22 protein-coding genes are annotated in these 23729 nt (G+C 65.5%); 6 read left to right on the top strand and 16 right to left on the bottom strand.

Annotated elements, in window-relative coordinates; all coding sequences use genetic code 11:
* Position 1: 1 nt before the first annotated feature.
* On the bottom strand, positions 2-1126 hold the full coding sequence (locus ABLE91_RS19770; RefSeq protein WP_348933594.1) for a two-component system sensor histidine kinase NtrB: 1125 nt from the start codon (positions 1124-1126) through the stop codon (positions 2-4).
* Positions 1123-2178, bottom strand: a complete 1056-nt coding sequence (dusB, locus tag ABLE91_RS19765; protein ID WP_348933592.1) for a tRNA dihydrouridine synthase DusB — start codon at positions 2176-2178, stop codon at positions 1123-1125. Before dusB ends, ABLE91_RS19770 begins: the two co-directional genes overlap by 4 nt.
* A 215-nt stretch (positions 2179-2393) precedes the next feature.
* On the opposite strand from dusB, the gene ABLE91_RS19760 reads away from it, so the two are divergent.
* Positions 2394-3572: a bifunctional 2-C-methyl-D-erythritol 4-phosphate cytidylyltransferase/2-C-methyl-D-erythritol 2,4-cyclodiphosphate synthase gene (locus tag ABLE91_RS19760; protein WP_348933591.1), complete on the top strand. Its 1179-nt coding sequence runs from the start codon at positions 2394-2396 to the stop codon at positions 3570-3572.
* A complete protein-coding gene (locus ABLE91_RS19755) occupies positions 3569-4060 on the top strand; it encodes a CinA family protein (protein WP_348933589.1) in 492 nt (163 codons plus the stop codon). Before ABLE91_RS19760 ends, ABLE91_RS19755 begins: the two co-directional genes overlap by 4 nt.
* 450 nt (positions 4061-4510) lie before the next feature.
* Here ABLE91_RS19755 and ABLE91_RS19750 read toward each other — a convergent pair whose 3' ends face one another.
* The 3 genes from ABLE91_RS19750 to ABLE91_RS19740 are packed head-to-tail and all read right to left on the bottom strand — an operon-like array spanning position 4511 to position 7207.
* On the bottom strand, positions 4511-5533 hold the full coding sequence (locus ABLE91_RS19750) for an ABC transporter substrate-binding protein (RefSeq protein WP_348933587.1): 1023 nt from the start codon (positions 5531-5533) through the stop codon (positions 4511-4513).
* Positions 5534-5552: 19 nt separating this feature from the next.
* Positions 5553-6365 carry an ABC transporter permease gene (locus tag ABLE91_RS19745; RefSeq protein WP_348933585.1) on the bottom strand — a complete coding sequence of 271 codons (813 nt, stop codon included), beginning with the start codon at positions 6363-6365 and terminating at the stop codon, positions 5553-5555.
* On the bottom strand, positions 6362-7207 hold the full coding sequence (locus tag ABLE91_RS19740) for an ABC transporter ATP-binding protein (protein ID WP_348933583.1): 846 nt from the start codon (positions 7205-7207) through the stop codon (positions 6362-6364). The genes ABLE91_RS19745 and ABLE91_RS19740 overlap by 4 nt, the downstream gene beginning before the upstream one ends.
* Before the next feature lie 234 nt (positions 7208-7441).
* Between ABLE91_RS19740 and ABLE91_RS19735 the strand changes: the two genes are divergently transcribed.
* On the top strand, positions 7442-7765 hold the full coding sequence (locus ABLE91_RS19735; RefSeq protein WP_348933581.1) for a hypothetical protein: 324 nt from the start codon (positions 7442-7444) through the stop codon (positions 7763-7765).
* Between the two features lie 199 nt (positions 7766-7964).
* Here ABLE91_RS19735 and infA read toward each other — a convergent pair whose 3' ends face one another.
* Together infA and ABLE91_RS19725 are read right to left on the bottom strand one after the other, a co-directional pair.
* Positions 7965-8240: a translation initiation factor IF-1 gene (gene infA, locus ABLE91_RS19730; RefSeq protein WP_127089831.1), complete on the bottom strand. Its 276-nt coding sequence runs from the start codon at positions 8238-8240 to the stop codon at positions 7965-7967.
* Between the two features lie 135 nt (positions 8241-8375).
* The gene (locus tag ABLE91_RS19725; RefSeq protein WP_348933580.1) at positions 8376-9953 is read right to left on the bottom strand and encodes a DEAD/DEAH box helicase; all 1578 of its coding nucleotides are present in this window, start codon (positions 9951-9953) and stop codon (positions 8376-8378) included.
* Between the two features lie 382 nt (positions 9954-10335).
* Between ABLE91_RS19725 and ABLE91_RS19720 the strand changes: the two genes are divergently transcribed.
* From ABLE91_RS19720 to ABLE91_RS19710, 3 genes are all read left to right on the top strand, one after another.
* A complete protein-coding gene (locus ABLE91_RS19720) occupies positions 10336-10860 on the top strand; it encodes a DedA family protein (RefSeq protein WP_348933579.1) in 525 nt (174 codons plus the stop codon).
* A gap of 102 nt (positions 10861-10962) precedes the next feature.
* The gene (locus tag ABLE91_RS19715; protein ID WP_348933578.1) at positions 10963-13311 is read left to right on the top strand and encodes a hypothetical protein; all 2349 of its coding nucleotides are present in this window, start codon (positions 10963-10965) and stop codon (positions 13309-13311) included.
* A 166-nt stretch (positions 13312-13477) separates the two neighbouring features.
* Positions 13478-15211: a hypothetical protein gene (locus ABLE91_RS19710; protein ID WP_348933577.1), complete on the top strand. Its 1734-nt coding sequence runs from the start codon at positions 13478-13480 to the stop codon at positions 15209-15211.
* A gap of 22 nt (positions 15212-15233) precedes the next feature.
* Here the strand turns inward: ABLE91_RS19710 and ABLE91_RS19705 are convergent, their stop codons facing one another.
* The 9 genes from ABLE91_RS19705 to ABLE91_RS19665 all read right to left on the bottom strand — a co-directional run bounded on the left by ABLE91_RS19705 (position 15234) and on the right by ABLE91_RS19665 (position 23718).
* A complete protein-coding gene (locus ABLE91_RS19705) occupies positions 15234-15638 on the bottom strand; it encodes a GtrA family protein (protein ID WP_348933576.1) in 405 nt (134 codons plus the stop codon).
* A gap of 1 nt (position 15639) precedes the next feature.
* Entirely contained in the window at positions 15640-16926 is a 1287-nt protein-coding gene (locus ABLE91_RS19700; RefSeq protein ID WP_348933575.1) for an NAD(P)/FAD-dependent oxidoreductase, read from the bottom strand.
* 4 nt (positions 16927-16930) lie between these two features.
* Positions 16931-17857 carry an NAD-dependent epimerase/dehydratase family protein gene (locus ABLE91_RS19695; protein WP_348933574.1) on the bottom strand — a complete coding sequence of 309 codons (927 nt, stop codon included), beginning with the start codon at positions 17855-17857 and terminating at the stop codon, positions 16931-16933.
* A gap of 7 nt (positions 17858-17864) precedes the next feature.
* Positions 17865-18617: an SDR family oxidoreductase gene (locus ABLE91_RS19690; protein ID WP_348933572.1), complete on the bottom strand. Its 753-nt coding sequence runs from the start codon at positions 18615-18617 to the stop codon at positions 17865-17867.
* On the bottom strand, positions 18614-19915 hold the full coding sequence (locus tag ABLE91_RS19685) for an FAD-binding oxidoreductase (protein ID WP_348933571.1): 1302 nt from the start codon (positions 19913-19915) through the stop codon (positions 18614-18616). Before ABLE91_RS19685 ends, ABLE91_RS19690 begins: the two co-directional genes overlap by 4 nt.
* A 56-nt stretch (positions 19916-19971) precedes the next feature.
* A complete protein-coding gene (locus ABLE91_RS19680) occupies positions 19972-21480 on the bottom strand; it encodes a UbiA family prenyltransferase (RefSeq protein ID WP_348933569.1) in 1509 nt (502 codons plus the stop codon).
* A gap of 532 nt (positions 21481-22012) precedes the next feature.
* Entirely contained in the window at positions 22013-23032 is a 1020-nt protein-coding gene (gene ilvC, locus ABLE91_RS19675) for a ketol-acid reductoisomerase (RefSeq protein WP_348933567.1), read from the bottom strand.
* A gap of 40 nt (positions 23033-23072) precedes the next feature.
* Positions 23073-23414 carry a type II toxin-antitoxin system PemK/MazF family toxin gene (locus ABLE91_RS19670; RefSeq protein WP_348933566.1) on the bottom strand — a complete coding sequence of 114 codons (342 nt, stop codon included), beginning with the start codon at positions 23412-23414 and terminating at the stop codon, positions 23073-23075.
* Complete coding sequence (locus ABLE91_RS19665) at positions 23395-23718, bottom strand: AbrB/MazE/SpoVT family DNA-binding domain-containing protein (RefSeq protein ID WP_348933564.1); 324 nt, start codon at positions 23716-23718, stop codon at positions 23395-23397. The genes ABLE91_RS19670 and ABLE91_RS19665 overlap by 20 nt, the downstream gene beginning before the upstream one ends.
* Positions 23719-23729: the final 11 nt, after the last annotated feature.

The following is a 23729-nucleotide window of genomic DNA, read 5'->3' as shown; positions in this document are numbered from 1 at the left end:
CTCAGTTGTCCTCGGCTGCGGCGCGCTTGCCGCGATACATGGGCAGGAGCACCCGGAAGGTGGTTCGACGGGGCTGGCTGTCGCATTCGACGATGCCGCCATGGTCCCCTATGAGCTTCGCCACCAATGCAAGGCCGAGGCCAGTTCCGGTGGGCTTGGTGGTCACGAAGGGATCGAACAGGTGAGGCAGAAGGTCCTCGGGCACCCCCTTGCCGTTGTCCTTCACGCAGAACTCCAACGGCAGGGAAACGCGGCTCGACGTGCCTGGCACCGTGAGCCGCACGCCGGGCCGGAATGCGGTGGTGAGCTGGATCTCGCCATCATCGCCGTCGATGGCTTCTGCCGCATTCTTCACCAGATTGAGGAAGACCTGGATCAGCTGATCCCGGTTGGCGAACACCGGCGGCAGGGAGGGATCGTACTCCTCCACGAACCGCACATGCCGCGCGAAGCCTGACGCGGCGAGGGTCCGCACATGCTCCAGCACGGCATGGATGTTGACCGGCTCGCGCTCGATGGGCCGCTCGTCGGAGAACACCTCCATGCGGTCCACCAGCTTCACGATGCGGTCCGCCTCGTCGCAGATGAGGCGGGTGAGCGCCCGGTCCTCATCGCCCGCGGACTGTTCCAGAAGCTGCGCTGCCCCCCGGATGCCGGAGAGCGGATTCTTGATTTCGTGCGCCAGCATGGAGGCGAGCGCGCTCACGGAACGGGCAGCGCCGCGATGGGTGAGCTGGCGGTCCATCTTGTCGGCGATGGTGCGTTCCTGGAGCATCACCACCACATGGCCGTGACGCTCGGCCACCGGGGCCACATGGATGTCCACCACCCGCTCGCTGCCATTGCGCGGCGTGCCGAGGTCGACGCGATATTCATTCACCGCCGCGCCCCGCGCCCGCACCTGGTCGATGAGCCCCAGCAACGGCGTGCCGAACGGCACGAACTCCGAGAAGGCGCGCCGCCGCAGCATGGGCAGGCTCATCTCGAAGAAGGCTTCCGCCGCCACGTTCGCATCGACGATCTGTCCCGTTTCGGACAGGGTCACAACGGGATGGGGCACCGCGTCGAGGATCGCCCGGGTGAAGGTCGCCTCCGGCTCGGGCCGGCGCTTGATTTCGGCCTTCATGCCGCTGCCCTCCAGCTCAGATCGTCGAATGCATCGCGGATGCCGGCCTGAACCTTGGATGGCTCTTCCAGGGTGAGAAGGCGCCCGCGCCATCCCTTCACCCACTCTTCGCTGCGCCCCGTGGCGGCGGCTGCCGCCTCCAGCGCCCAGCCCACATGCTTGCGGGCCTGCCGCATGCCGAGGGCGGCACCGTACAGCGACAGCCAGCCCTCATACATTTCCAGCAGCACGTCCCGCTGTTCCTGCGGCCCCGGCACGGCAGGAACCGTGCCCGTGGCGACGAAGCGTGCCACCTGTCCGGGGAACCAGGGCCGCCCCTGCGCGCCCCGGCCGATCATCACCGCGTCCGCGCCGGAGGCGTCCAGCATGGCAGCGGCGTGGGCGCACTCGGTGAGGTCGCCATTGACCACCACGGGGATGGACACGCGCTCCTTCACCGCCCGCACGGCGCTCCAATCGGCCACGCCGGTATAGAACTGGCAGCGGGTCCGCCCGTGCACGGTGATAAGGCTGATGCCGGCCGCCTCCGCGATCGCCGCGAGCTCGGGGGCCACCGGCGCGCCGGCATCCCAGCCGAGCCGGGTCTTCAGCGTGACCGGAAGCCGCACGGCCGCCCGCACCGCCTCCAGGATGCGGGTCGCCAGCGGCAGGTCGCGCAGCAGGGCCGCACCGGCGGCGCCCGTGGTCACGCGCTTGGCCGGGCAGCCCATATTGATGTCAATGATGTCGGCGCCTCCAGCTTCGGCAAAGCGCGCCGCCTCGGCCATCAGACCCGGCTCGTTGCCGGCGAGCTGGACCGCATGCAGAGGGGCGCCGGGCCGCTCGGCGCGCAGGGTCATCTCGGCGTGGCCGCTCAGCAGGGCCTCGCTCGCCACCATTTCGGAGATGACCAATCCGGCGCCATAGCGCACCGCCATCCGGCGCACGGGCGCATCGGTGATGCCCGCCATGGGGGCGAGCAGCACCGGATTGGGCAGCGTGTGTCCGCCGATTCGTGGCGGGGAACGCAAAGGAAAGAAATGTTCCTGCACAGAAATTAGGCCACCTGTCATTTGCCTACATTCTAGACATTCAGAATGCCCGCGCAAGGGCACGTTGAACGATCCCTAGTCGTTTTCGCTGACGCACCGATATTGCGACATTCCGGCAATGCCTTATTGCCATACCCAGGGGTGGATAAGCGGGTTTCCCGCGGCCCCGCCGCCCCTTGCTCCGCCAGCGCAGGCGGGCTTCAAGGGGGCGCAAATGGCAAGGTGGACCTGAAGCGATGCAGTGTGCCGTCATCGTGGTGGCAGCGGGGCGCGGCAGCCGCACCGGCGGCGCCGTGCCGAAACAATATCGCGTGATCGGTGGCGAAAGCGTGCTGCGCCGCACACTGCGGCTGTTCGCGGAGCATCCTGGCATCGACGCGGTGCAGGTGGTGATCCATCCAGACGACAAGGACCTGTTCGCACAGGCCGGTGCCGGCCTGCCCAAGCTCCTCGCCCCCATTGCCGGCGGCGCGGACCGGCAGGGCTCCGTGAAGGCGGGCCTCGATGCGCTGGCGCGCCGCGCGCCGGATCTGGTGCTCGTGCACGATGCGGCGCGGCCTTTCGCCTCCCCCGAATTGGTGGCGCGCGCCATCGCCGCCGCCGCCGAGCACGGCGCCGCCGTGCCGGGCGTGGCGGTGACCGACACGGTCAAGCTGGTGGACGAGACGGGAATGGTGGTGGAAACACCGGAGCGGGCGCGGTTGCGGGCGGTGCAGACGCCGCAGGCCTTCCGCTATTGGCCGCTGCGCATGGCGCACGCCAAGGCCCATGCGGCGGGCGCTGCGGGCCTCACGGACGATGCGGCGGTCATGGAATGGGCGGGGCACAAGGTGGCGGTCTTTGAAGGCGAGGCGGACAATTTGAAACTCACCCATCCGGCCGACATGGCCCGCGCCGAACGCGCTTTGCGCCCGCCGCTGAACGATGTGCGCACCGGCACCGGCTTCGACGTCCATGCCTTCGGGCCGGGCGACCATGTGATGCTGGGCGGGATCGCCATTCCCTTCGAGCGCGGGCTGGACGGGCATTCGGATGCCGATGTGGGCCTCCATGCGCTCACCGACGCGGTGCTCGGCGCCCTGTGCGACGGCGATATCGGCGCACACTTTCCGCCCTCCGATCCCCAATGGAAGGGCGCCACCTCCGACCGCTTCCTCGCCTTCGCGGCAGAGCGGGTGCGGGCGCGCGGCGGAATCATCGCCCATCTCGACCTGACGCTGATCTGCGAGGCGCCGAAGGTCGGCCCCCATCGCGATGCCATCCGCGCCCGCATCGCCGAGATCGTCGGCATGCCCTTGGACCGCATCAGCGTGAAAGCCACGACGACGGAACGCCTCGGCTTCACCGGGCGCCGCGAGGGCATCGCTGCTATGGCCTCCGCCACGGTGCGCCTGCCGGAGGAAGACCCGCAATGATCGATGCCGATGTCTATGAGCGCGCCCGCCATGTGCTGCATGCCTGCCGCGAGGCGGGCTTCACCATCGCCACGGCGGAATCCTGCACCGGCGGCCTCGTGGCGGGGGCGCTGACCGCCATTCCCGGCTCCTCCGACGTGGTGGACCGGGGCTTCGTCACCTATTCCAACGCCGCCAAGACGGCCATGCTGGGCGTGCCGGAAGAGACGCTCGCCCGCTTCGGCGCGGTGAGCGAGGAGACGGCGCGCGCCATGGCGGCAGGCGCCTTGCGAGTGGCGGGGACCGGCCTTGCGGTGTCCATCACGGGAGTCGCGGGCCCGGGCGGCGGCTCTGTGGAGAAGCCCGTCGGGCTGGTGCATTTCGGCGTGGCGCGCGAGGACGGGGAGATGCGGCACCGGGAGATGCGGTTCGGGGATCTGCCACGCGACGAAATCCGCAAGCGCTCCGTGCTGGTGGCGCTGGAGATGCTGGAAGAGATGGCGGGGTGAATGCCGCGTAGCGCCGCCGTGCCCCGGCTCAGCACGCCGGTTTTGCCGTCGCTTGTCCAGGACAACCACCCAGAACAACCGTCATCCCCGGACCTGATCCGGGGATCCACGGCCATCCGTCAAAGCCGCCGCTGCGGAGCCATGTGGATGGCCGGATCAAGTCCGGCCATGACGGCTCTCTGCTGCATTGGGCAGGCTCTGTCTGCACTGGATGTTGAAAAGCCCCAGCCTGGAACCGGGGCGGACAGACCTTTCGGCCGCCTCGCCTTCCCGGTTCCCCCTGCTCCTTCCGGAGCATGGACCTTCAACTTCTGAAGCGAAGGTCCCGTCGGCGCCGGTGCGGGATCGGAGTACATCCGTCCGTCTCCCGCGTGCGCATGGCGCACAACGTCGGCTGGGTTGAGAAACTAGATAAGAACCAATCGCGCCCAAACAAGGGCGTGAGCGGAACTATTTGATGGTTGCGGCCGACTTCGCGACGAAGCGGCCGTCGAAGGTCTTGGCAAGGTCGATCTTCGCGCCCTTCAGCTCAGGGTCGAACTCCACAAGCATGCCCAACGCGTTCTTCATGCCGCTCTCGGGGATCACGCCGGTGATGGAATAGATCGGCTTGGATGCCTTTACGGCAGCGATATAGAGCGCCTTGTCGCCCAGGAGATATTCCTCCGGCACCACCTTCGCCACGTCCTCGGGGGTCGCAGTCTGAAGCCATTTCAGCGCCTTGTAGAAGGCGTTGGTGAGCTTCTGGGTGGTGATGGGGTTTTCCTTCACGAAGTCGGTCTTCATGTAGAGCACGGCGGCGGGGTTGGTGCCGCCGAAGATGGCGTTGTTGCCCGCCTCGGTGCGGCTGTCGGCCAGCACCACCGCATCCCCGTCGCTCTCCAGCTTGGTGATGACCGGGTCGAGGTTCGACATGGCGTCGATCTCCCCGCGCTTCATCTGCGCCACGGCGGAGGCGCCGCCGCCGACGCCCACGAAGGACACGTCCTCGGGCTTCAGGCCGTTCTTTGCGAGGAGGAAGTTGACGAAGAAATTGGTGGAGGAGCCCGGCGCGGTGACACCGATCTTGGCGCCCTTCAAATCCTTGATGGACTTATACTTGTCTTCCTTGTCCTTCTTCACCACCAGGACGATGCCGGGATAGCGGCCGAGCTCGATGGTGGAGACGATGTCCTGGCCCTTGGCCTGCATGCGGATGGTGTGCTCGTAGGCGCCCGTCACCACGTCGATGGAGCCGCCGATCAGCGCCTGGAGCGATTTCGCGCCGCCGCCGAAATCGTTGATGGTGACGTCGAGCCCTTCGTCTTTGAAATAGCCGTTCCGCTCGGCGATGGTGAGGGGGAGATAATAGAGCAGCGGCTTGCCGCCGACGCCCAGCGTCAGGCTCGGCTTCTCCGCCTTCTGCGCCAGTGCGGGGGTCACGGCGAGCGCGCCGAGGACGGCGAGCATGGCCGCCTTTGCGAACATCTTCATGGGTTTCCTCCTTTTATGATCATGCCTGGCTCGCCGCCGGCGCCGGGCGCCAGACCATGAGCCGGTTCTCGATGGCGGTGACGCCCGTGTCGATGATGATGACGAAGACGGCCAAGACCAGCATGCCGGAAAACACGCCGGTCGTGTCGAACACGCCCTCCGCCTGATGGATGCGATAGCCGAGCCCCGCCGCCGAGCCGAGATATTCCCCCACCACCGCGCCTACGAGGGCAAAGCCCACTGCCGTGTGCAGGGAGGAGAACATCCAGGAGAGCGCCGAGGGCCAGTAGACATGGCGCATGAGCTGGCGCTCGCTCATGCCCAGCATGCGGGCATTGGAGAGCACGGTGGGGCTCACTTCCTTCACGCCCTGATAGACATTGAAGAAAACGATGAAGAAGACCAGCGTCACCCCCAGCGCCACCTTCGACCAGATGCCGAGGCCCAGCCACAGCGCGAAGATGGGCGCCAGCACCACGCGGGGCAGCGCATTGGTCATCTTCACATAAGGGTCGAACACCTCCGCCACGAGCTGTTGGCGCGCGAACCAGAAGCCGACGAGCACCCCGCCCGCCGCGCCGATAATGAAGGCGAGCGCGGTCTCCAGGAGCGTGATGCCGAGGTGATACCAGATGACCCCGGTGGCAAAGTCGCGCCACGTGCGCTCGAACACCGCGATGGGATTCGAGAAGAAGAAGGGGTCGAGCGGGTAGAACGCCTTCTGCGTGAAGACGCCCGCCGGGACCTTGATGGTGGAGCCGAAGTGCCAGATGCCTATGAGCACCACGGCCACCAGCACCTGGAGGAAGAGGAGCCTCAAGCGCTTCTTCATGCCGTGCCCTCCGCCTGCTGATAGCCCTTCACCACCTCGTCCCGCAGCTTCGACCAGATCTCCCGGTGCAGCGCGTGGAAGGCGTGGTCGAGGCGCACCTCGGAGATGTCGCGCGGGCGCGGCAGGTTCACGCGCCACTCACCGATGATGCGCGAGGCCGGCCCCGCGCCCATGATCACCACGCGGTCGGCCAGCGCGATGGCCTCTTCCAGATCGTGGGTCACGAACATCACCGCCTTGCGCTCGGCGTTCCAGAGATCGAGCAGCAGATTGCCCATGATCTGCCGCGTCTGGGCGTCGAGCGGTCCGAAGGGCTCGTCCATGAGCAGGATCTTGGGATCGCGGATCAGTACCTGGGCAAGGCCCACGCGCTTCCTCTGCCCGCCGGAAAGCTGGTGGGGATAGCGCCCCGCAAAGGCCGCAAGGCCCACGCGGCCGAGCCAGCCGCGCGCCCGCTCCTGCGCCTCGGCCGTGGAGATGCCCGCGACCTCAAGGCCGATGGCGACATTCTCGATGGCGGTCTTCCAGGGGAACAGGGCCTCGGCCTGGAACAGGTATCCGGCCCGCCGGTTCAGTCCCACGAGCGGCTCACCGAAGATGGTGACGCTGCCGGCGCTAGGAATAAGGAGGCCCGCCGCGGCGTTGAGCAAGGTGGACTTGCCGCAGCCCGTGGGGCCGACAATGGCCACGAACTCGCCGTCGGCCACGTGCAGGTCCACCCCCTCGACCGCGGTGAAGCTGTCCGGCCCCTGCCCCGCAAAGGTGATGCGCAAACCCGTAAGCGCAACCGCTCGGACGCTGGCGGCATCCCCCACTAGGGGGTGCGCGGCGCTCGCTCCCATCTCTCCTCCCATCGGCCGTTTCGAACGGCCTGTTCGGCAGCGAGGTTAGCGGTCCGCGGGCGCAAGGCAAAGACCCGGATCACGGCGTCTTATTGGAGGAAGGGGTGTTCGCGGCAGGCTGTCGAAGAACCGTCATCCCGCATTGCAATTGGACGCGGGGCATCACACAAGGGGGCATCCGCCTTGCACGTCGTCAGGGTCGACGTGAGCCGCGCAGACAGCCTGACAATGACAATGAACCCCTACCTTCGCGGTCGCTCGGGCCCCGTTCCCGCGCCCCAGCCTTCCGATCCGTCGCCGGTGATGCAGCCGCGCATCCGGGCGCATATCAGCCTCACCAGCGCCGCGCAGAACCATGTGGTGCGCAACGGCCTGCGCCCTCGCCTTGCCGTGCTGATGGAGCACGCGACGCAGTTCGAGCGCATCTTGCTGGCGGGAGACCGGGTCGCCCTGTCGGACGCGACCAATCTCGACCTCTATGTGATGCGCCGGCGTCTGGTGGTGGATGCGCGGGAGAGCACGCTCGAAATCGTGCTGGACGTAGCGCAGAGCCTCTGAGGCCGGCGAGCCCTGAAAGGGGCGATCAACCCCAACCTTCGGCGCATCGTCATGCCCGGGCCTGACCCGGGCATCCACGCTTCTGCGCTGGCACGAGACCTTGCAGGACTTTCCTGGCCGAACCCCGCGGATGCCCGGGTCAAGCCCGGGCATGACGGACGTACTGTTGGCCTGCCCGCGTCAACGACGCGCGGAGATATCAGCGACGGCGGAAGTTCTGCTGGCGGCGGGCGCCGGGCGGGGGCATGGAGCCTTCCGCCTTGTGGCGGAAATTGATGCGGCCGCGGTCGAGGTCATAAGGAGACATCTCGACCACCACGCGGTCGCCTTCAATGGTCCGGATGCGGTTCTTCTTCATCTTGCCGGCCGCGTAGGCCAGGATCTGATGATCATTGTCGAGCCGCACGCGGAAGTTGCCGTCCGGCAGCACTTCCGTGACCGTTCCCTCAAACTCCAGCAGTTCTTCCTTCGCCATATAATCTTCTCCAGCTTCCCAAACTCGGAGCCGGACCCGACCCGATGCTCACACCCGGTCGGTACGTCCGTCTCAATTCAACATCAAAGAACGTTCTTCCGCCCGGCCTGCACTGCACGCCGGGCGGAACGTATTCTAGCGAGGGCGGCGCGAGCCGGCGCCCGGCTTGGCGCCACGCGCAGGAGCATTCCGCAGGAAACCCACGGCGCCGATGCCACCACCATTCGCAGGGGCGGCATTGCCGCCACCCGCACGCTGTTCCTGGTGCCGCGCACCCTGGCGCGCATCACCATGGCGGCCCGCGCCAGCCGCGCCGTGGCGACCTTCGGGACGGCCCTGGGGACGCCCGTCCTGGCGACCCTCGTTTGCACGCCCCTCATGAGAGCGGCCTTCATGGGGACGACCTTCGTGGGTGCGCTTTTCCTGGGGGCGCTTCTCGGAGCGGCCTTCATGCGAGCGCGCCTCCTGGGAGCGGCCGCCATTGTGCGGCCGGCCACCCTGCCGGCGCTGCCCCTCATGGGCGCCGTCGCGGCTGCGGCGGCCGCCATCCGGGTCCGCCGGGAGCGCCGCCGGGGCGGTGCCCGACGCCATCCGGCGGTCCACCGTGGGAAGCTGCATGCGGATGAGCTTCTCGATGGACTTCAGATAGGCCCGCTCCTCGCCGTCACAGAAGGAGATCGCGATCCCCTCGCGGCCGGCGCGGGCGGTGCGCCCGATGCGGTGCACGTAGGATTCCGGCACGTTCGGCAGGTCATAATTGAAGACGTGGCTCACCCCGGTCACGTCGATGCCGCGGGCGGCGATGTCGGTGGCGACGAGGGTGCGCACGGAACCATCACGGAAGCCGGCAAGCACGCGGTCGCGCTGGTTCTGCGACTTGTTGCCGTGGATGGCCTCGGCCCCGAGGCCGGCCTTCTCCAGAGCGCGCACCACCTTGTCCGCGCCGTGCTTGGTGCGGGTGAAGACGAGGGCGCGGTCGATGGGCTCGGCGGCCAGCAGCTCGGCCAGCAGCGCTGGCTTGCTCTGCTTGTCCACCAGCAGCACGCGCTGCTCCACCCGGTCCGCCGTCTTGGCGGCCGGCGTCACCGAGACGGTGACGGGATTGCGCAGCATGGAATTCGCCAGTTCGGCGATGGCGCCCGGCATGGTGGCCGAGAAGAACAGGGTGTGGCGCTTGGCCGGCAGGCGGCGGACGATGGCGCGGATGGCATGGATGAAGCCCATGTCCAGCATCTGGTCCGCCTCGTCGAGGACGAGCACCTGCACCGCGTCGAGCTTCACCGCGTGGTTCTCGACGAGGTCCATGAGGCGGCCGGGGGTAGCCACCAGCACATCGACGCCGGGATGCAAGGCGCGGATCTGGCGGCCCATGGGCACGCCGCCGATGGCGAGGGTCACGGTCACGCCAGTATGGCGGCCGAACTTCTCGAAATTCTCCGTGATCTGGCCGGACAGCTCGCGAGTCGGCGAGAGGATCAGCACCTTGGCCGTCTTCGGCGCGGGGCGGCCGGGATGGCGCGCCAGATGATCGAGGATGGGGAGCGCGAACGCTGCGGTCTTGCCGGTGCCGGTCTGGGCGATGCCGATGAGGTCGCGGCCGGCGAGGATCTGGGGGATTGCCTGTGCCTGGATGGGCGTCGGCGTAACATGGCGCTCTTCAGTGAGGGCGCGGACGATGGGCTCGGCAAGGCCGAGTTCCGAAAAAGAGGTCAAGCTCTGTCTTTCATGCGGCGAACGTCTCCGGCGCGCCGGATCATCCGCGCACCACGCATTCGCGAGGGGAGATGACACCCCGCGTGGCCTGGGCTGTCGCATACAATCATTGAAAATCGGGCAAAACCGACGGGAACGCCTCCTGGCACTCCACCGCTTCCGCTACGCGGCCCGAGAGCAATCGCTCCGGCCCGAGGGGCGCTGCCGATTGCTGCGAGGCGTCATATGGCGCAAATCCATGGAGTTTTCAAGACAAAGCCTCAGCCAGGCCTTTTCCCGCCCCTCACAAGCGCGTGCCATTTGCCTCGTGGAACGCCTCTTTTGTCCCTCTCCCCCTTGCGTTGCGGCGTCGCCTCGCCGAAATGAGGCCGCCGGAGGATCCATGTTCGACGTCTCATCTCTCGTGACCGCCACCACCGAGTTTGTGCGCGCCAACGAATCGTGGGCTCCCGTCCTCGTCTTCGCCTTGGCCTTCGGGGAATCCATAGCCCTGGTGTCGTTCCTCATCCCGGCCACCGTCCTGCTGCTCGCCATCGGCGCGCTGATCGAGGCGAGCGGCCTTCCCCTCGGCCCCATCTGGCTCGCCGCCACCGTCGGCGCGACGCTGGGAGACGCGATCTCCTATTGGATCGGCTTCCACTACAAGGACCGCGCGCGCGGCTTCTGGCCCCTCTCGCGCCGGCCGGACATGGTGGAGAAGGCTGAAGTCTTCTTCCACCGCTTCGGCGTATGGAGCGTCGCCATCGGCCGCTTCTTCGGCCCGGTCCGCGCCGTGGTGCCGCTCATCGCCGGCATCCTCGCCATGCGGCAGATCCCCTTCCAGGTGGCGAACGTCGCCAGCGCCGCATTGTGGGCCTTCGCCATGCTCGCGCCCGGCGCGGCGATGCTGAAGCTGATGGGGCAGTAGGGGGATCACCCCCGCGCTGCACCGGCTTCCGTCAGCTTGCCAAGGCTTTGTCATTGGTGCAGAAGCGCTGGATTCCCCTGAGCATCGGGCGACGAGCCAGACATGAACGCAACGGCTTTGGCTTCCAACCGGTTTTCCAAGACAATCATTGTCGTTCTTATTACTATACTTTTTGCGTTTCTACTTCTGCCAGACGTTCCCATCACAAGATTTCATTTCAATCTAGCCCACCTCGACCCCTCCTGGGCGGCCACGCTTGCTGAGATGACGGCCGCCGGTGCCAGCCAGGGACGAGACCTGATCTTCACCGGCGGGCCCCTCTCTTCTCTTTACACGCGATATTTTCAGCCCCAGTTGGCACCGCTGATCATCGTCTTCTCAGCCGTCGTCTGGGCCAGTTTTGTGTTCGTCGCCTGCGCCATCGCAGAGAAGACGCGCCCCACCCTCGTTTCTGTCTTGCTTCTTGTTCCGCTTCTCACACAGACCCTGCAGCCCGATGCCACCTTCATGGCATTTCCGATGTTGTTTGCGCTTGCGCAGCTTCAGGCGCCGCGTTCCAACCATGTATTGAACGGGTTCATTTTCGCCTTCGCAGCCGCTGCGCTTGTCGCCTGCAAATTTTCCATCCTGCCGCTCGCTTTGCTCAGCGCGGTCGTGATGGATCTGAATGCGCTTTCAAAACGCAGCATCCCCGCCAACACCCTCCTCCTGTTCGGCTTCCTTTTCGCGATCCATGTGCTGACCGGCAGCGAAGCCTCGACCTTTCCGCTCTACCTCGCGATGAGCTTGAACACCTCGGCCGGCTATTCCGATGCCATGAGCATGACGGGAAACCCGCTCCGGCTGGCGATCTATCTGGTCGCTATCGCACTCTTCGTTTTCGCGCTTGCGGCGACCATGGTGCGGAACTTGCGCGGCTCGGCCTCCGCCTTCGTCGAACTTTCCGTCTTCCTGATTTTCGTCGGCTTTATCTTCTTGACCTTCAAATCTGGCTTTGTTCGTCAAGACTTGCATGAATTGTTCGCCTGGTCGGGCCTGACCTGGGCCACGTGCGCCTTCTTGTGCATCCGTTGGCCGACCGCACAAGGCGGGGCATCACCTCGTGTCGCCATCCTTGTGGCTGTGGCGCTCGTGGCTTCGCTTGCCACGCCGGTATTTACGTTGCGCGCAGCAGGTCAGGGCCCACTCGGGCCTGTCGCCAAGCTCGAAGCGGCATGGGCGGAGGCCAAATCAACCTACGCCGCGGCAACGGACCCCCATGGCTGGTGGGATGCCCAGCTTGCACACCGAGAGCAGGCACGCGCGACGCTAAAGGCCACCATCGCCTATCCGCAGTTCGAAGGCGGCGTCGACATGATCGCGTCGGAGCAAGGGAAGCTGATCGCCAACGGGTCCGACTTTACGCCCCGTCCGACGATCCAGGAGTATACGACCTACACACCTCAGGCGATCGCCGCCAACCGGGCCTTCTTCCTCGGCGAGAACGCGCCCAAGAACCTCCTGCTGAAGCCCGAGACCATCGACACGCGCTATCCATCCACTGCTGAAGGTCCGCTCTGGCCGGATTTTTTCAGGCTGTATGAGATCAAGGGCGAGCTGGATGGCCACATCTGGCTGGTGCGCCGTGCCGTTCCACTTCCGGATCTTCTCGGCCCCCCCACGGTCAGTATTGCGCGCTTCAGGCAGCCTGTTCCCATACAGGGGGACGGCCCCCTTTTCGTGAAACTGGACATTCGCAGAACCGCCATCGGCTCACTGGTGAGCATGGCCTACAAGCTGCCGCGGGTGATGATGAAGGTCACCACTTCGCGCGGAGAGACGCTGACCTTCAGGCTCATCCCCGAGATCGCGCGCGAAGGTTTTCTCCTTTCCCCGCTGGTGCAGTCGTCGACTGACATGCAGATGCTGCTCGGCGATCCCGAAGCAAGGAGCCGGCTGCCTAAAATCACGTCCATCGAGCTCATGGCGGGCTCGATGGCGAGCTTCTACTACGACGCCAACATTCCGGTGAGCATCCAGAACTTGGATATCCCATTCGCACCGGCGAATGCCTTCCCGCACATGATGGACGTCTCGGCTATCGTTGAGTCCAATTCCATGAATCCCCCCATGCTCAGGATGACGTCCGAGGGCGTATTCGCCCATCCGCCGTCGATGCTGGTCGCAAAGACAGGCGGGCACTCACGGCTTCTGCTGGGGTTCGGGATCGATGCCGCCGCTTATGCAGGAACCAATCGAACCAATGGCGTCTGCTTCCGCGCGCTTCCGGAAAACGGCTCGGAACCGCTCTTCGATCGCTGCCTCGATCCCATGGCGCAGCCGGCCGATCGAGGGGTTCAGACCGCTGAAATCTCGCTTCCCGCCGGCATGGCGTCCATCCGATTGGAGACTGCATGCCGGGATGATTGCTCTTTCGACTGGTCGTACTGGTCCAAGGCGCGCTTTGAGTAGGCATTTCCACCGGCAGAAGGCGCGACCTGCCCGCCGGTGGAATACAGGACACTTAAAGGCGTTTGCCCTCGCGCCCGGTGCTCGACGCCTATAAGACATGCCCACGCGATGGGATGGTTGTTGTCGGAGCAGATGGCGCTCCCGCCAGCCATGGGGGAGGCCCGCAGTGGCAACTGAGGATCGGCTGGTCGTTGTCACATTCAATTTGACGAAGATTGATCGCGTCGTGCGCTGGGCGCTTGTGATATCTGCCGTCATTTGCGCGACTGCCGTTGTGATCGCCACCGTTAAAGCGATGAGGGGCGCATACTTGCCCTTGCCCTACTGGGATCAATGGGGCGCCCTCACAACGGGGGAAAATCTCGAAATGCTGTTTCATCAGCACAACGAGCATCGCCTCATTGCGTTCAAGCTTATCAGCGTGTTGGACAATTATTTTGCTTCCGGCACCTACAAGGTAAATTTTTCTGTAAGTCTGCTGCTGCAAATTCTTCACGCCGGCCTTCTTATCGCCACGGCCTATTGTGCGGGCCTGAAGCGGATCTATGAAGTTCTCTGGGCCACTGCCATTGCATTTGGCTACCTCTTCTGGGCGGGGCAGGGAGAGAACCTCTTCTGGGGTTTTCAAACCCAATTCTTCGGCGTCTATGCTTGCGGGACCTTGGCTTTCGTGGCGCTGGCGGGACTTCGATCCTGGATCGGCGTCAGCGCCGCACTTCTCGCTGCCATTGCGGCTGTTGGCTTCATGTCGAACGGCGTGCTGGTGCCCGTGCTGCTGCCGGTTCTTGCGATTGGTCTTCGGCGCTCCTGGTTGCAGGTTGGTGCCTTGACCCTTGTCGGCGTTGCCGTGATCGCTTGCTATCTCGTCGGCTATCAAACGCCCGGCGGACATGGCCACCCATTTCGCTCTCTCCAGAATCCTGAGCAGATACTGGCTTATATGCTGACTTATGTCGGCAGCCCGGCCACTGTGCTGTTGCGTGAGGCGATGGCGGGGAAATTGGCTTATCCGCAGACGGTCGCCATCGCCTTCGGTGCGGCTGGTTTGGCATCGACGCTATGCGTAGTGGCCACGTTGGCCGTATGGCGTTCGCTCGCGACCCCGGCGAGGCTGGTACTCATTTCCGTGATCCTCTTCATCACGGCGACCGCATTTGTCACGGCCCTTGGGAGAGTTAATTTTGGCCTCGATCAGGCTATGTCCAGCCGCTATCTGACGCCCGCTCTGGTCTTCTGGGTCGCGTTCATCTTTCTGCTTTGGTCGCTTCTCCCTTCTCCGCTCCGTCTGCTGGTTCCGGTGTCGGCGACTGTTTCGCTTCTGCTCATGCTCCAGGCCAGCGACTTTGTGGCTCGTGAGACGCGCGCTGTAAGGGAAAGGCGCGACGGTGCCGCCACTGCCCTTCTGGCGGGTGTGCGCGACGAACCCGAGTTCGAAAAGGTCTTCCCCCATCCCGATTTCGTTGCGCAAAGAGCCGAAGTCTTGCGGAAAGACCGTCTCGCGATCTTTTCGCTTCCCTGGTCCGATTGGATGGGCAAGCCACTGCAGTCTCAGGTGCACATACGATCAGGCTTTGTCTGCATCGGCAGTGTCGACCAAATCACGCCGATCTCCGCCTCTGCAGACGGCTCCGGCTATCGATCGACCGGCTGGGCATGGGACATCTATGACAAAGCCGCGCCCGAATGGATACTTCTCACCGACGCCCAGGGGCTTGTGGTTGGGTACGGTCTGACGGACAGCTACCGGCCGGATGTACGCGTCGTCATTCCAGCAGTGCGCAGCAATTTCACGGGTTGGCGCGGCCACCTGAAGATGGAGCATCCGGGCGAAGTGCGGGCGTATGCCTTGTCATCGGATGCGCGGTCCGCCTGCCTCATCGGCACGAAAACCTTCCCGTAAATCCCGGTCTTCAAAGGCCGCATCAGCCCTGCGCGCGCTTCGGCCGGAACGAGAAGTGCTTGTGCGCGAGATAGCTCGTCACGATCGGGCTCGCGAGGCCAATGCCATGGGCGACCGTATCGGCGTTCCAGGTGAAGCCGATGGCCGGAAACAGCCATAAGGCGAGGCCCACGCTCACCACCCAGATCTGCGCCAGCGCGACCAAATTCACCAGGAAGAAGCGGGCGTATTGCCCCCCGGCATGGCCGCCTTCGGCATCGAACACATAGCGGCGGTTCAGAAGGAAGGCGACGGTCATTCCCACCGGATAGGCGACGACCACCGCCAGTTCAAAATCCATGAAGAAATTCAGCAGGATCCGGGTAACGAGGTTGACCCCCGCCGCGAACCCGCCAATGGCGACGAACAGGACGAACTGGCGGCTCACGTCAGTTGACCGCCCGCGCCATGGCCTCGCCGAGCCTGATGCTCTCGGCGATGCCGCGGTCCTCTGGATAATAGAAGCAGGTGTCCGCCACCTGCAGCCCGGCGATGGGTGTCTCGACAGGCGGGATCATGGCGGCAAAACCCGGCGGGCAGACGGGCTGCGCGTGGCTCAGGCGCCCCGCCTGCGCCACCAGCAGGTCTTCGGGCTGAATATCCGGATTGATGCGGCGAATGCAGGCGAAGGCCTCGCGGGTGAAGGCCTCGTTGGGGCGGCTCCACAGTGGGTTCGTCACCGGCATGTAATAGGGCACGTAGACGACGCTCTCCCCACCCGGCATCGGCCTGAGATTGGAGAATTCGATGATGCCGGGGATCGGCATGTCCGGCTCCACCACATTCACCCAGAAATGCGGTGTCACCGGCCGCTTCAGCTTCAGCAGAACGCAGACGACGCCGATATTGAGAATGGCGTCATAGGCGGCCTTGCTCTCCGCCGGCAGGTCCGGCACGAGGTCCGACACGAGAGGTGTCGGCACCGTCGAGATCACGGCGTCCGCCGGATAATGGTCGCGCACGGTGGTGACACCCGTCACCCGCCCCTCCGCGGTCTCCACCTTCACCGCGAGCTCGCCGAGACGCACCACGCCGCCCTTTGCAGCGATGGCAGCCATCAGCGCGTCCACCAGGGTCTGCGACCCGTTTTCGATATGGCCCAGTTCCTCCTGCATCAGCGAGCGGCGCGAGCGGCCGATGCGGCGCACGCGGGTCCAGATCCAGGAGGCGGAGACGTTGTCGGCATATTCATAGAATTTCAGCGCGAACAGCGGCCGCCAGAGCTTGTCGTACACCGACTTGCCGCACCAGCGCTCGATCCATGCCTTCGCGGACACATGCTCCAGTTCGTCCCAGCGGTCCTTGCGGGTGGAGACGAAGGCAAGCAGGCCGTAGCGGAACTTCTCAATCAGCGAGAGATGCGGAAAGCGCAGCAGCGCCACCGGATCGCCCCACGGGTTCAGCTCGCCCTTGGTGAAGTAGCCCATGGAGGTGCTGCGCCAGCGCATCTTGTCGCCGATGCCCAGCTCCTCCATCAGCGCGAAGGTCGGGTGATCGGACTTGCAGACGAAATGGTAGAACCGCTCGATCGACAGGCCGGCGAAGTCGAAATGGGCCGCCATGCCGCCAGCCTCGGGCGCCGCCTCGATGAGCGTCACCTGATGGCCTTCGCACAAGGCCCGGTAGGCAGCCGCCAGACCCATGGCCCCTGCCCCCAGAACAACGACGCGCGCCATCGGATCAAAACTCCAGGACGATGGAAGAGTAGCGGGGATCGCGGAAGGTCTCGGTCATGGCCTCGCGGAGCGGGGTCGCGCGGACCCCGAAGATGCCCGGCCAGTCGATCACCTCGAAGATGTCCGGCGTCACCAGGGCCTTGAGCTGCTTCGCGGTGAACGGTGGGTTCTTGTCCACGAGGCCATAAGTCCGCAGCAACAGGCCGAACAGCGCCACCGGGATGGTGACGATCTGGCTGCGCGCATCCGTGACCTGCTTGATGAGGCGGATCAGGTCGATGTAGTCGATCCGCTCCTGCCCGCTGATATTGTACACGCCGCCCGAGAAATCACGCTCGACGCAGGCGGCAATGATGTCGCAGAAATCGCCTTCATAGAGGGGCTGTCGCGCATAGCGGCCATCGCCGGGAATGGGGAAGACGGGCGTCTTCTGCATGAAGCGCGCGAGCCAGCCCAGGTGCTTGCGGTCGAACCAGCCGAACATCAGGGTCGGCCGCAGGACGACGGTGGGCAGGCCGGAGGCCAGCACATAGGCTTCCTGGGCCTTCTTCGTCTCCGTGTACCAGTCCACCGCCGCCGAGTTGACGACCGAGGAAGAAATGTGGACGAGCCGGCAGCCGCCGCGCGCCTTTATCGCCTCGACGAGGCGCTCGGTGGCGGTCTGGTTGTTGCGCGTGAACTCCGCCTCCACCAGGCCGCCGATCTGCGCATGGCCCACCACCACCACGTCGGCACCATCGAGCGCACCCTGCCAACCGTCCTCGCTCGCAAGGTCGGCCTCAATCACCGTGATGTCGGGATGCAGCTGGCGCAGGATGCGGACATTGGCGGCGTGCTTGTCGATGCCGACGATCTGGTGCCCCCGCGCCTTCAGGCGGGGCACGAGATTTTGCCCGACCAGCCCGGCAGCCCCGGTTACGACGATCTTCATTCCGGCCTCAAAGCTTGCTGCGATGGAAGATGGGCCGGGGCAGCCCTCTCACGATTGTCATGATGCCCTTCCAGAACCAGGGCGTATAAAGCACCGCCGCCCGCTTCTCCACCGCCGCCGCGATGTCGGCCGCGACCTTCTCCGGCGCCGCCCAAAGCGGGCCGCCCTGCGGCAGATGGGCCGTCATCTTGGTGGCGACGAAGCCGGGGCGGATGTCGAGCACGTTCACCCCGGAGGCGTAGAGGCGGTGGCGCAGGCCCTCGAGGAAGGTCTGGAGCCCGGCCTTCGCCGCGCCGTAGCCGTAATTGCTCTGCCGCCCACGGTCGCCCGCAACCGACGTGATGACGGCGATGGTGCCTGCGCGGGCAGCCTCGAAGCGCGCGGCCAAGAGATTGGCGAGCAAGGCGGGGCTGACGAAGTTGAGCTTCAGCGCCGCCTCGGCCTCGGCGGGGTCGCTATTCAGCCGCTCCTGCACCGGCAGCGAGCCATAGGCGATGAGCACCACATCGAGACCGCCGAACGCGCTCCAGGCGCCTTCCGCCACATCGGCGAGCTGGCCCGTCTCGGTGAAATCCGCCCCCCGCACGATCACCTCCGGCGCACCGCGCACCTTCAGGTCTGCCGCCAGTCGTTCCAGGCCCGCCATGTCGCGGCCGACCAGAACAAGCCGCGCGCGCGCCTCCGCGCACCGGCGGGCATAGGCGGCAGCAATGTCGGACGTCGCGCCAAAGATCGCCACGCGGCGCTGGCTGTTGCTCAAGAGATCCCCTCCCCCTCTGTAATCCCCATCCGCCGCGCGAATGCGGACGACATGACGGGGTCAAGATGCCGCTCGAAGACGCTCAGGGCCGGATAGCCCTGGGTGAAGCTCCCGCGGGACATGCTGAAATCCTTGGCGGGGTAGATGCGCCCGCCAGCCTCCATCACGATGGCATCGAGGCGCGAGAGCAAGCCGAGCGTTGCCGCGTCGCGGTTCGGAAAGTCGAGCGCCAGCGTGATCCCCGGCATGGGGAACGACATGAGCCCCGGTGAACGGACATCCCCGAACCGTTTCAGCACCACCAGCATGGACCCCTGCCCCGCCGCCGCGATGGCGGAGAGCAGCGCAGCCGTGACGGCGCGCGCATCCCGGGGCGGGACCACCGCCTGAAACTGGTAGAAGCCCGCCGGGCCGTAAAGCCGGTTCCAGCCGCCTATGGCGTCCAGCGGAAAGAACACCTTCTCATAGCTGCCGACGCCGGACTTCCGGCCACTCGGCCCGAGCTTGCGCCAGTACATTGCATTGAAGGCGCGGACGGAAAGGCCGTTCACGAGGGAAAGCGGCGGGGTCACCGGCACCGAGAGCTTCGGCGTGCGCGATGGCGGCGCGGCGGAAACGCCCGGCGCGTGGCGCGCGCGCATGTAGAGGCCCCGTCCGAGATCGTCGCCACTGGCGAGGCAGTCGATCCAGGCCGCCGTATATTCCCATCCATCCGCGCTCTCGGCGTCGAGCGTGAAGAAATCATCGAGCCGGGCGAAGCGGATGTCCTCGGTCTCGACACCCAGGCCCGCCACATGCCGCAGGCGTAGCGTGGCCGTGAGAATGAGCCCGGTAAGGCCGAGGCCGCCGATGGTGGCGGCGAACAGATCCGAATTTTCCGTGCGCGAGCACCACAGGCGCGCGCCATCGCTGCGGGCCAGCTCCAATGCCTCCACATGGCACCCGAAGCTTCCGAGATGGTGGGCGTTCTTGCCATGCACGTCATTGGCGATGGCGCCGCCGACGGTGACGAAGCGCGTCCCCGGCATGACGGGCAGGAGCCAGCCAGAGCCGTCCGGTGCCGGCCTGGAGATGGCGGCGAGGATGTCGGCAAGCGTGACGCCTGTCTCGCACGTCAGGAGGCCCGTGCCGGCATCGAAGGCGACGAAGCGGTCGAGGCTGCGCATGTCGATGAGCGTGCCGCCGGGATTGAGTGCCACGTCGCCATAGGACCGGCCGCAGCCGTGCGCGATGGCGCTCCTCAGCGGGAGCCCGGGCAAAACGGCGGCGGCCCGATCCGGCGTCGCGGGCAAAAGCACGTCATGCTCGGCACGGAGCACTCCGCCCCACGACCCGTAAGTTTTTTTGACCGTGCTCACATCCATGCCAGCAACAGCGCGGTGAAGGCCACTGCGGCGAGGGCCAGCGAAACGCGATCCTTCAGTGCGAAAACCACAGGATCCTCGCTCATGCGCCCATGCACCGTCAGATGCCACACCCTTAGAACCCAGATCAGGGCAACGGGCATCATGGCCCACAGCATGGCGGGATGGCGATAAATCCCGCTCGGATACTGCTCATTGATCAAATAGATCATGAAGATCACGATGGCTGCGAAGCTGGACGCGACGCCCGCTGCCAGCAGCAGCGGAAGGTCCCGCGCCGTATAGCCCCGCGCCACGACCTCCACGCCCCCCGCCTGCACTACGCGGTTCAGCTCCGCATAGCGCTTCACCATGGCGAGGCCGAGGAAGAAGAGCATGGAGAAGGTGAGCAGCCAGGGAGAGACGGCTGCGGCGAGGAGCAGGCTGCCCGCCAACACCCGGATCGTGAACAGCCCCGCAAGGATGAACACGTCGATGATCGGCTGCCGCTTCAGCAGGAAGGAATAGAGCAGCGTGACGACGGCATAGGCCGCGAGCGCCCCGCTCGCCGCGACGGGCAGCAGGGTCGCAAGGCCGGCGGCGAGGAGCATGAGCGCCACCACCGCCAGCACGCCGTCCCGGGGCGGGATGGCCCCCGAAGCGAACGGCCGGAACCGTTTGCGCGGGTGCTGCCGGTCGGCGCTCAGATCCAGGAGGTCGTTGACCACATAAGTGGCCGAGGCGAGAACGCCCATGGCCAGAAACAGGATCACCGCTTGCACAGCCGTCCAGGACGTGGCGTGCTGGAAGCCGAGAATGGGAGCGAGGAAAACCAGGCTGTTCTTCGCCCAATGCTGGATGCGGAAGGCGTGGAGCCAAGTCCGCAGGCCCGCGCGCCGGGTCGGGAAGCGACGCTCGATGGCCTTGCCAGCGGGGAGCATCCGCTCAAGCCGCGCCACATCCCCCACGAGCACGACCTTCTCGGCCGCGGCGAAGATGGGCCGGTCCACGGACCCGTCGCCCGCATAGGCGAAGCGCTCCCCCAGGACGGCCTTGATCATGGCAAGCTTGCGGACACCCGAGAGGTTGATCTCGCCCTCGGAGCCGCGCACCTCGTCGAACAGCCCGAGGTGGGCGGCGACCGCTTCGGCGATCGACTGGTCCGCTGCGGTGATGAGGGCGATGCGCCGCCCGCGCCGCTTCTCGGCACGAAGCCAGGCGAGCAATTCCTCATTGTACGGGAGCAGCGCCGCATCGAAGTCGACACGCCCCGCCACCGTCCGCTTGAAGGCCGCCTTCCCGGCGCGCAGGGGCTCCCAAAGCCCCAGCATCTCCCGCGACGGCCCCTTCATGCAGGCGAGGAAACCCTCATGCAGCGTGTCGGAAGGCGTAAGCGTACCGTCGAGGTCCACCGCCAGAGGAGGATCAGACATGATCGCGGCAGGATCCTGCTGCGCACGGCGGGAATGGTCTGCCCCCGCGCCAGCATGCCCGCCAACCTCAGAAGTCAAGCGATCCACGGCACTTCCATTTCTGCGCGACGCCCCCTGCCGCAGGGCGCTTATTGCACCGCGGCCCTGACGGCACAAGGCGAGCGGGTACACCACCTCGGCGCGGGATGTCCGGCCGGGTTGGAACCACAGTGGAACCGAGGGGTTGGCTCAACGGGGGAAAGACAGTCCCGAAAAAGCGTCCGAGGAAGGTCGACAATGACACGTGTCCACGCCGCAGCTGTAATCGCCACCCTCGCTTTGATCGTGCCGCTTTCCGCGCAGGCACAGGTCGGCACGGAAACGAGACCGCCGAACGCTCCCGGCCCGACTGTCCCCAATTCTCGCCCCGGCGACAGCCTCAGCGACAGCCTCAAGCGAAATGACGGTGTCATTCCACCAACGCAAAACCTCGATCCCGGGATGACGAAGCCGGCTCCAGATACCGGCACCACGCCCGTCATCCCACCGCCGGGCTCTCCGGGTGGTGATCAGGGGGTTCAGCCCAAATAGAAAAAGCCCAGCCGCTGGCAGGCGGCTGGGCTCTGGTATCGGACGTCGCTCAGTTCTTCGTCTTGTCCACCAGCGCCTTGGCCTTGATCCAGGGCATCATCTCGCGGAGCTTCTCGCCCACTTCTTCGATCTGGTGGGCGTTCGCCTTGGCGCGGGTGGCCTTGAACGAGGTCTGGCTGACCTTGTTCTCCAGCATCCAGTCGCGGGTGAACTTGCCGGACTGGATGTCGCCGAGCACGCGCTTCATCTCCGCCTTGGTCTCCGGCGTGATGATGCGCGGGCCAGTGACGTACTCGCCATATTCGGCGGTGTTGGAGATGGAGTAGTTCATGTTGGCGATGCCGCCCTCATAGATGAGGTCGACGATCAGCTTCACTTCGTGCAGGCACTCGAAATAGGCCATTTCGGGGGCATAGCCCGCCTCGACCAGGGTCTCGAAGCCGGCGCGGATCAGCTCCACGAGGCCGCCGCAGAGCACCACCTGCTCGCCGAACAGGTCGGTCTCGCACTCTTCCTTGAAGGTGGTCTCGATGATGCCGGCGCGGCCGCCGCCGATGGCGCTGGCATAGGAGAGGCCGAGGTCATGGGCATTGCCGGAGGAATCCTGGGCGATGGCGATGAGGGTCGGCACGCCGCCGCCGCGCTGATATTCCGAGCGCACCGTGTGGCCGGGGCCCTTGGGAGCGATCATCAGCACGTCGAGATCCTTGCGGGCCTCGATGAGGTTGAAGTGCACGTTCAGGCCATGGGCGAACAGCAGCGCGGCGCCGTTCTTCATGTTGTCGTGCAGGCTCTCCTTGTAGATGTCGGCCTGGAGCTCGTCCGGGGTGAGCATCATCACCACGTCGGCCCACTTGGCGGCATCCGCCGGGCTCATCACCTTGAAGCCTTCGGCCTCGGCCTTCTTGGCGGTGGCGGAGCCGGGGCGCAGCGCCACGACCACGTCCTTCACGCCGCTGTCGCGCATGTTGAGCGCATGGGCGTGGCCCTGGCTGCCATAGCCGACGACGGCCACTTTCTTCCCCTTGATGAGGTTCAGGTCGGCGTCGCGATCATAGTAAACGCGCATCATTCTCTCCTGTTGGGCGTTTTTCTTCAGAGGGTGGAAATCAGGGTGAAACGGGGATGCCGAGGATGGTGGCGAGGCGTCCCTGAACTTCGGCGAGCACCGATGGCGGTGCCCGCTCGATGACACCGAACACGCGGACTGCGTGATCAACCGTCCTCAACTGATCGACAAGGACCGCACCCTTGGTTCGGATGCCTTCTGGCAGTGCAACGTTGTAAGGCCAGTCCCTCAACCGGGATGAGATCGGACAAACCAAAACCCGGCGCGATATCTCATTGTAGAGATTCATGGAGACGATCAGAGCGGGCCGCCGGCCCGCCTGCTCAGTTCCAAGAACTGGGTCAAGCTCGACCCAAGCAATATCACCGGCGGCGAGTGGCATTATCGTCTTTGGGCGGCTTTAGGGAGCCACGCGAATAGTCGTCATCGATGATTTCATCACCGCGATCAGGCCCCCACTCAAGGGTCTCGGGCTCGTTCTCGGGCCCCAGCCTCTTCATTTCGGCGACGAGATCCTCAAGGCGATAGCGCGGGATCTTGACCTCGGGCTCGGCCCGGATGGCGACGGTGGTGCCCTCGCGCTCAAGGTCCACGATCGAACCCGGGCGCAAGCCGAGGTCGTCCGCCACGGATTTCGGAATCCGTACGGCGACACTGTTGCCCCATTTCGCGACCTTGACCTTCACGGTCCGGACCT

Origin of the sequence: Aquabacter albus, assembly GCF_040049275.1 — a bacterium.
In the GTDB taxonomy this organism is placed as follows: Bacteria; Pseudomonadota; Alphaproteobacteria; order Rhizobiales; family Xanthobacteraceae; genus Aquabacter.
This window is presented reverse-complemented; position numbering and strand designations above follow the sequence as displayed.

Excerpts from the sequence above, each read along its gene's own strand:
- ABLE91_RS19740 (WP_348933583.1), bottom strand. The coding sequence starts at position 7,207 with ATGGGAGCGAGCGCCGCGCACCCCCTAGTGGGGGATGCCGCCAGCGTC.
- ABLE91_RS19755 (WP_348933589.1), top strand. The coding sequence starts at position 3,569 with ATGATCGATGCCGATGTCTATGAGCGCGCCCGCCATGTGCTGCATGCC.
- ABLE91_RS19760 (WP_348933591.1), top strand. The coding sequence starts at position 2,394 with ATGCAGTGTGCCGTCATCGTGGTGGCAGCGGGGCGCGGCAGCCGCACC.
- ABLE91_RS19735 (WP_348933581.1), top strand. The coding sequence starts at position 7,442 with ATGAACCCCTACCTTCGCGGTCGCTCGGGCCCCGTTCCCGCGCCCCAG.
- ilvC (WP_348933567.1), bottom strand. The coding sequence starts at position 23,032 with ATGCGCGTTTACTATGATCGCGACGCCGACCTGAACCTCATCAAGGGG.
- ABLE91_RS19715 (WP_348933578.1), top strand. The coding sequence starts at position 10,963 with ATGAACGCAACGGCTTTGGCTTCCAACCGGTTTTCCAAGACAATCATT.
- ABLE91_RS19700 (WP_348933575.1), bottom strand. The coding sequence starts at position 16,926 with ATGGCGCGCGTCGTTGTTCTGGGGGCAGGGGCCATGGGTCTGGCGGCT.
- ABLE91_RS19745 (WP_348933585.1), bottom strand. The coding sequence starts at position 6,365 with ATGAAGAAGCGCTTGAGGCTCCTCTTCCTCCAGGTGCTGGTGGCCGTG.
- ABLE91_RS19670 (WP_348933566.1), bottom strand. The coding sequence starts at position 23,414 with ATGCCACTCGCCGCCGGTGATATTGCTTGGGTCGAGCTTGACCCAGTT.
- ABLE91_RS19770 (WP_348933594.1), bottom strand. The coding sequence starts at position 1,126 with ATGAAGGCCGAAATCAAGCGCCGGCCCGAGCCGGAGGCGACCTTCACC.
- dusB (WP_348933592.1), bottom strand. The coding sequence starts at position 2,178 with ATGACAGGTGGCCTAATTTCTGTGCAGGAACATTTCTTTCCTTTGCGT.
- ABLE91_RS19695 (WP_348933574.1), bottom strand. The coding sequence starts at position 17,857 with ATGAAGATCGTCGTAACCGGGGCTGCCGGGCTGGTCGGGCAAAATCTC.
- ABLE91_RS19750 (WP_348933587.1), bottom strand. The coding sequence starts at position 5,533 with ATGAAGATGTTCGCAAAGGCGGCCATGCTCGCCGTCCTCGGCGCGCTC.
- ABLE91_RS19720 (WP_348933579.1), top strand. The coding sequence starts at position 10,336 with ATGTTCGACGTCTCATCTCTCGTGACCGCCACCACCGAGTTTGTGCGC.
- infA (WP_127089831.1), bottom strand. The coding sequence starts at position 8,240 with ATGGCGAAGGAAGAACTGCTGGAGTTTGAGGGAACGGTCACGGAAGTG.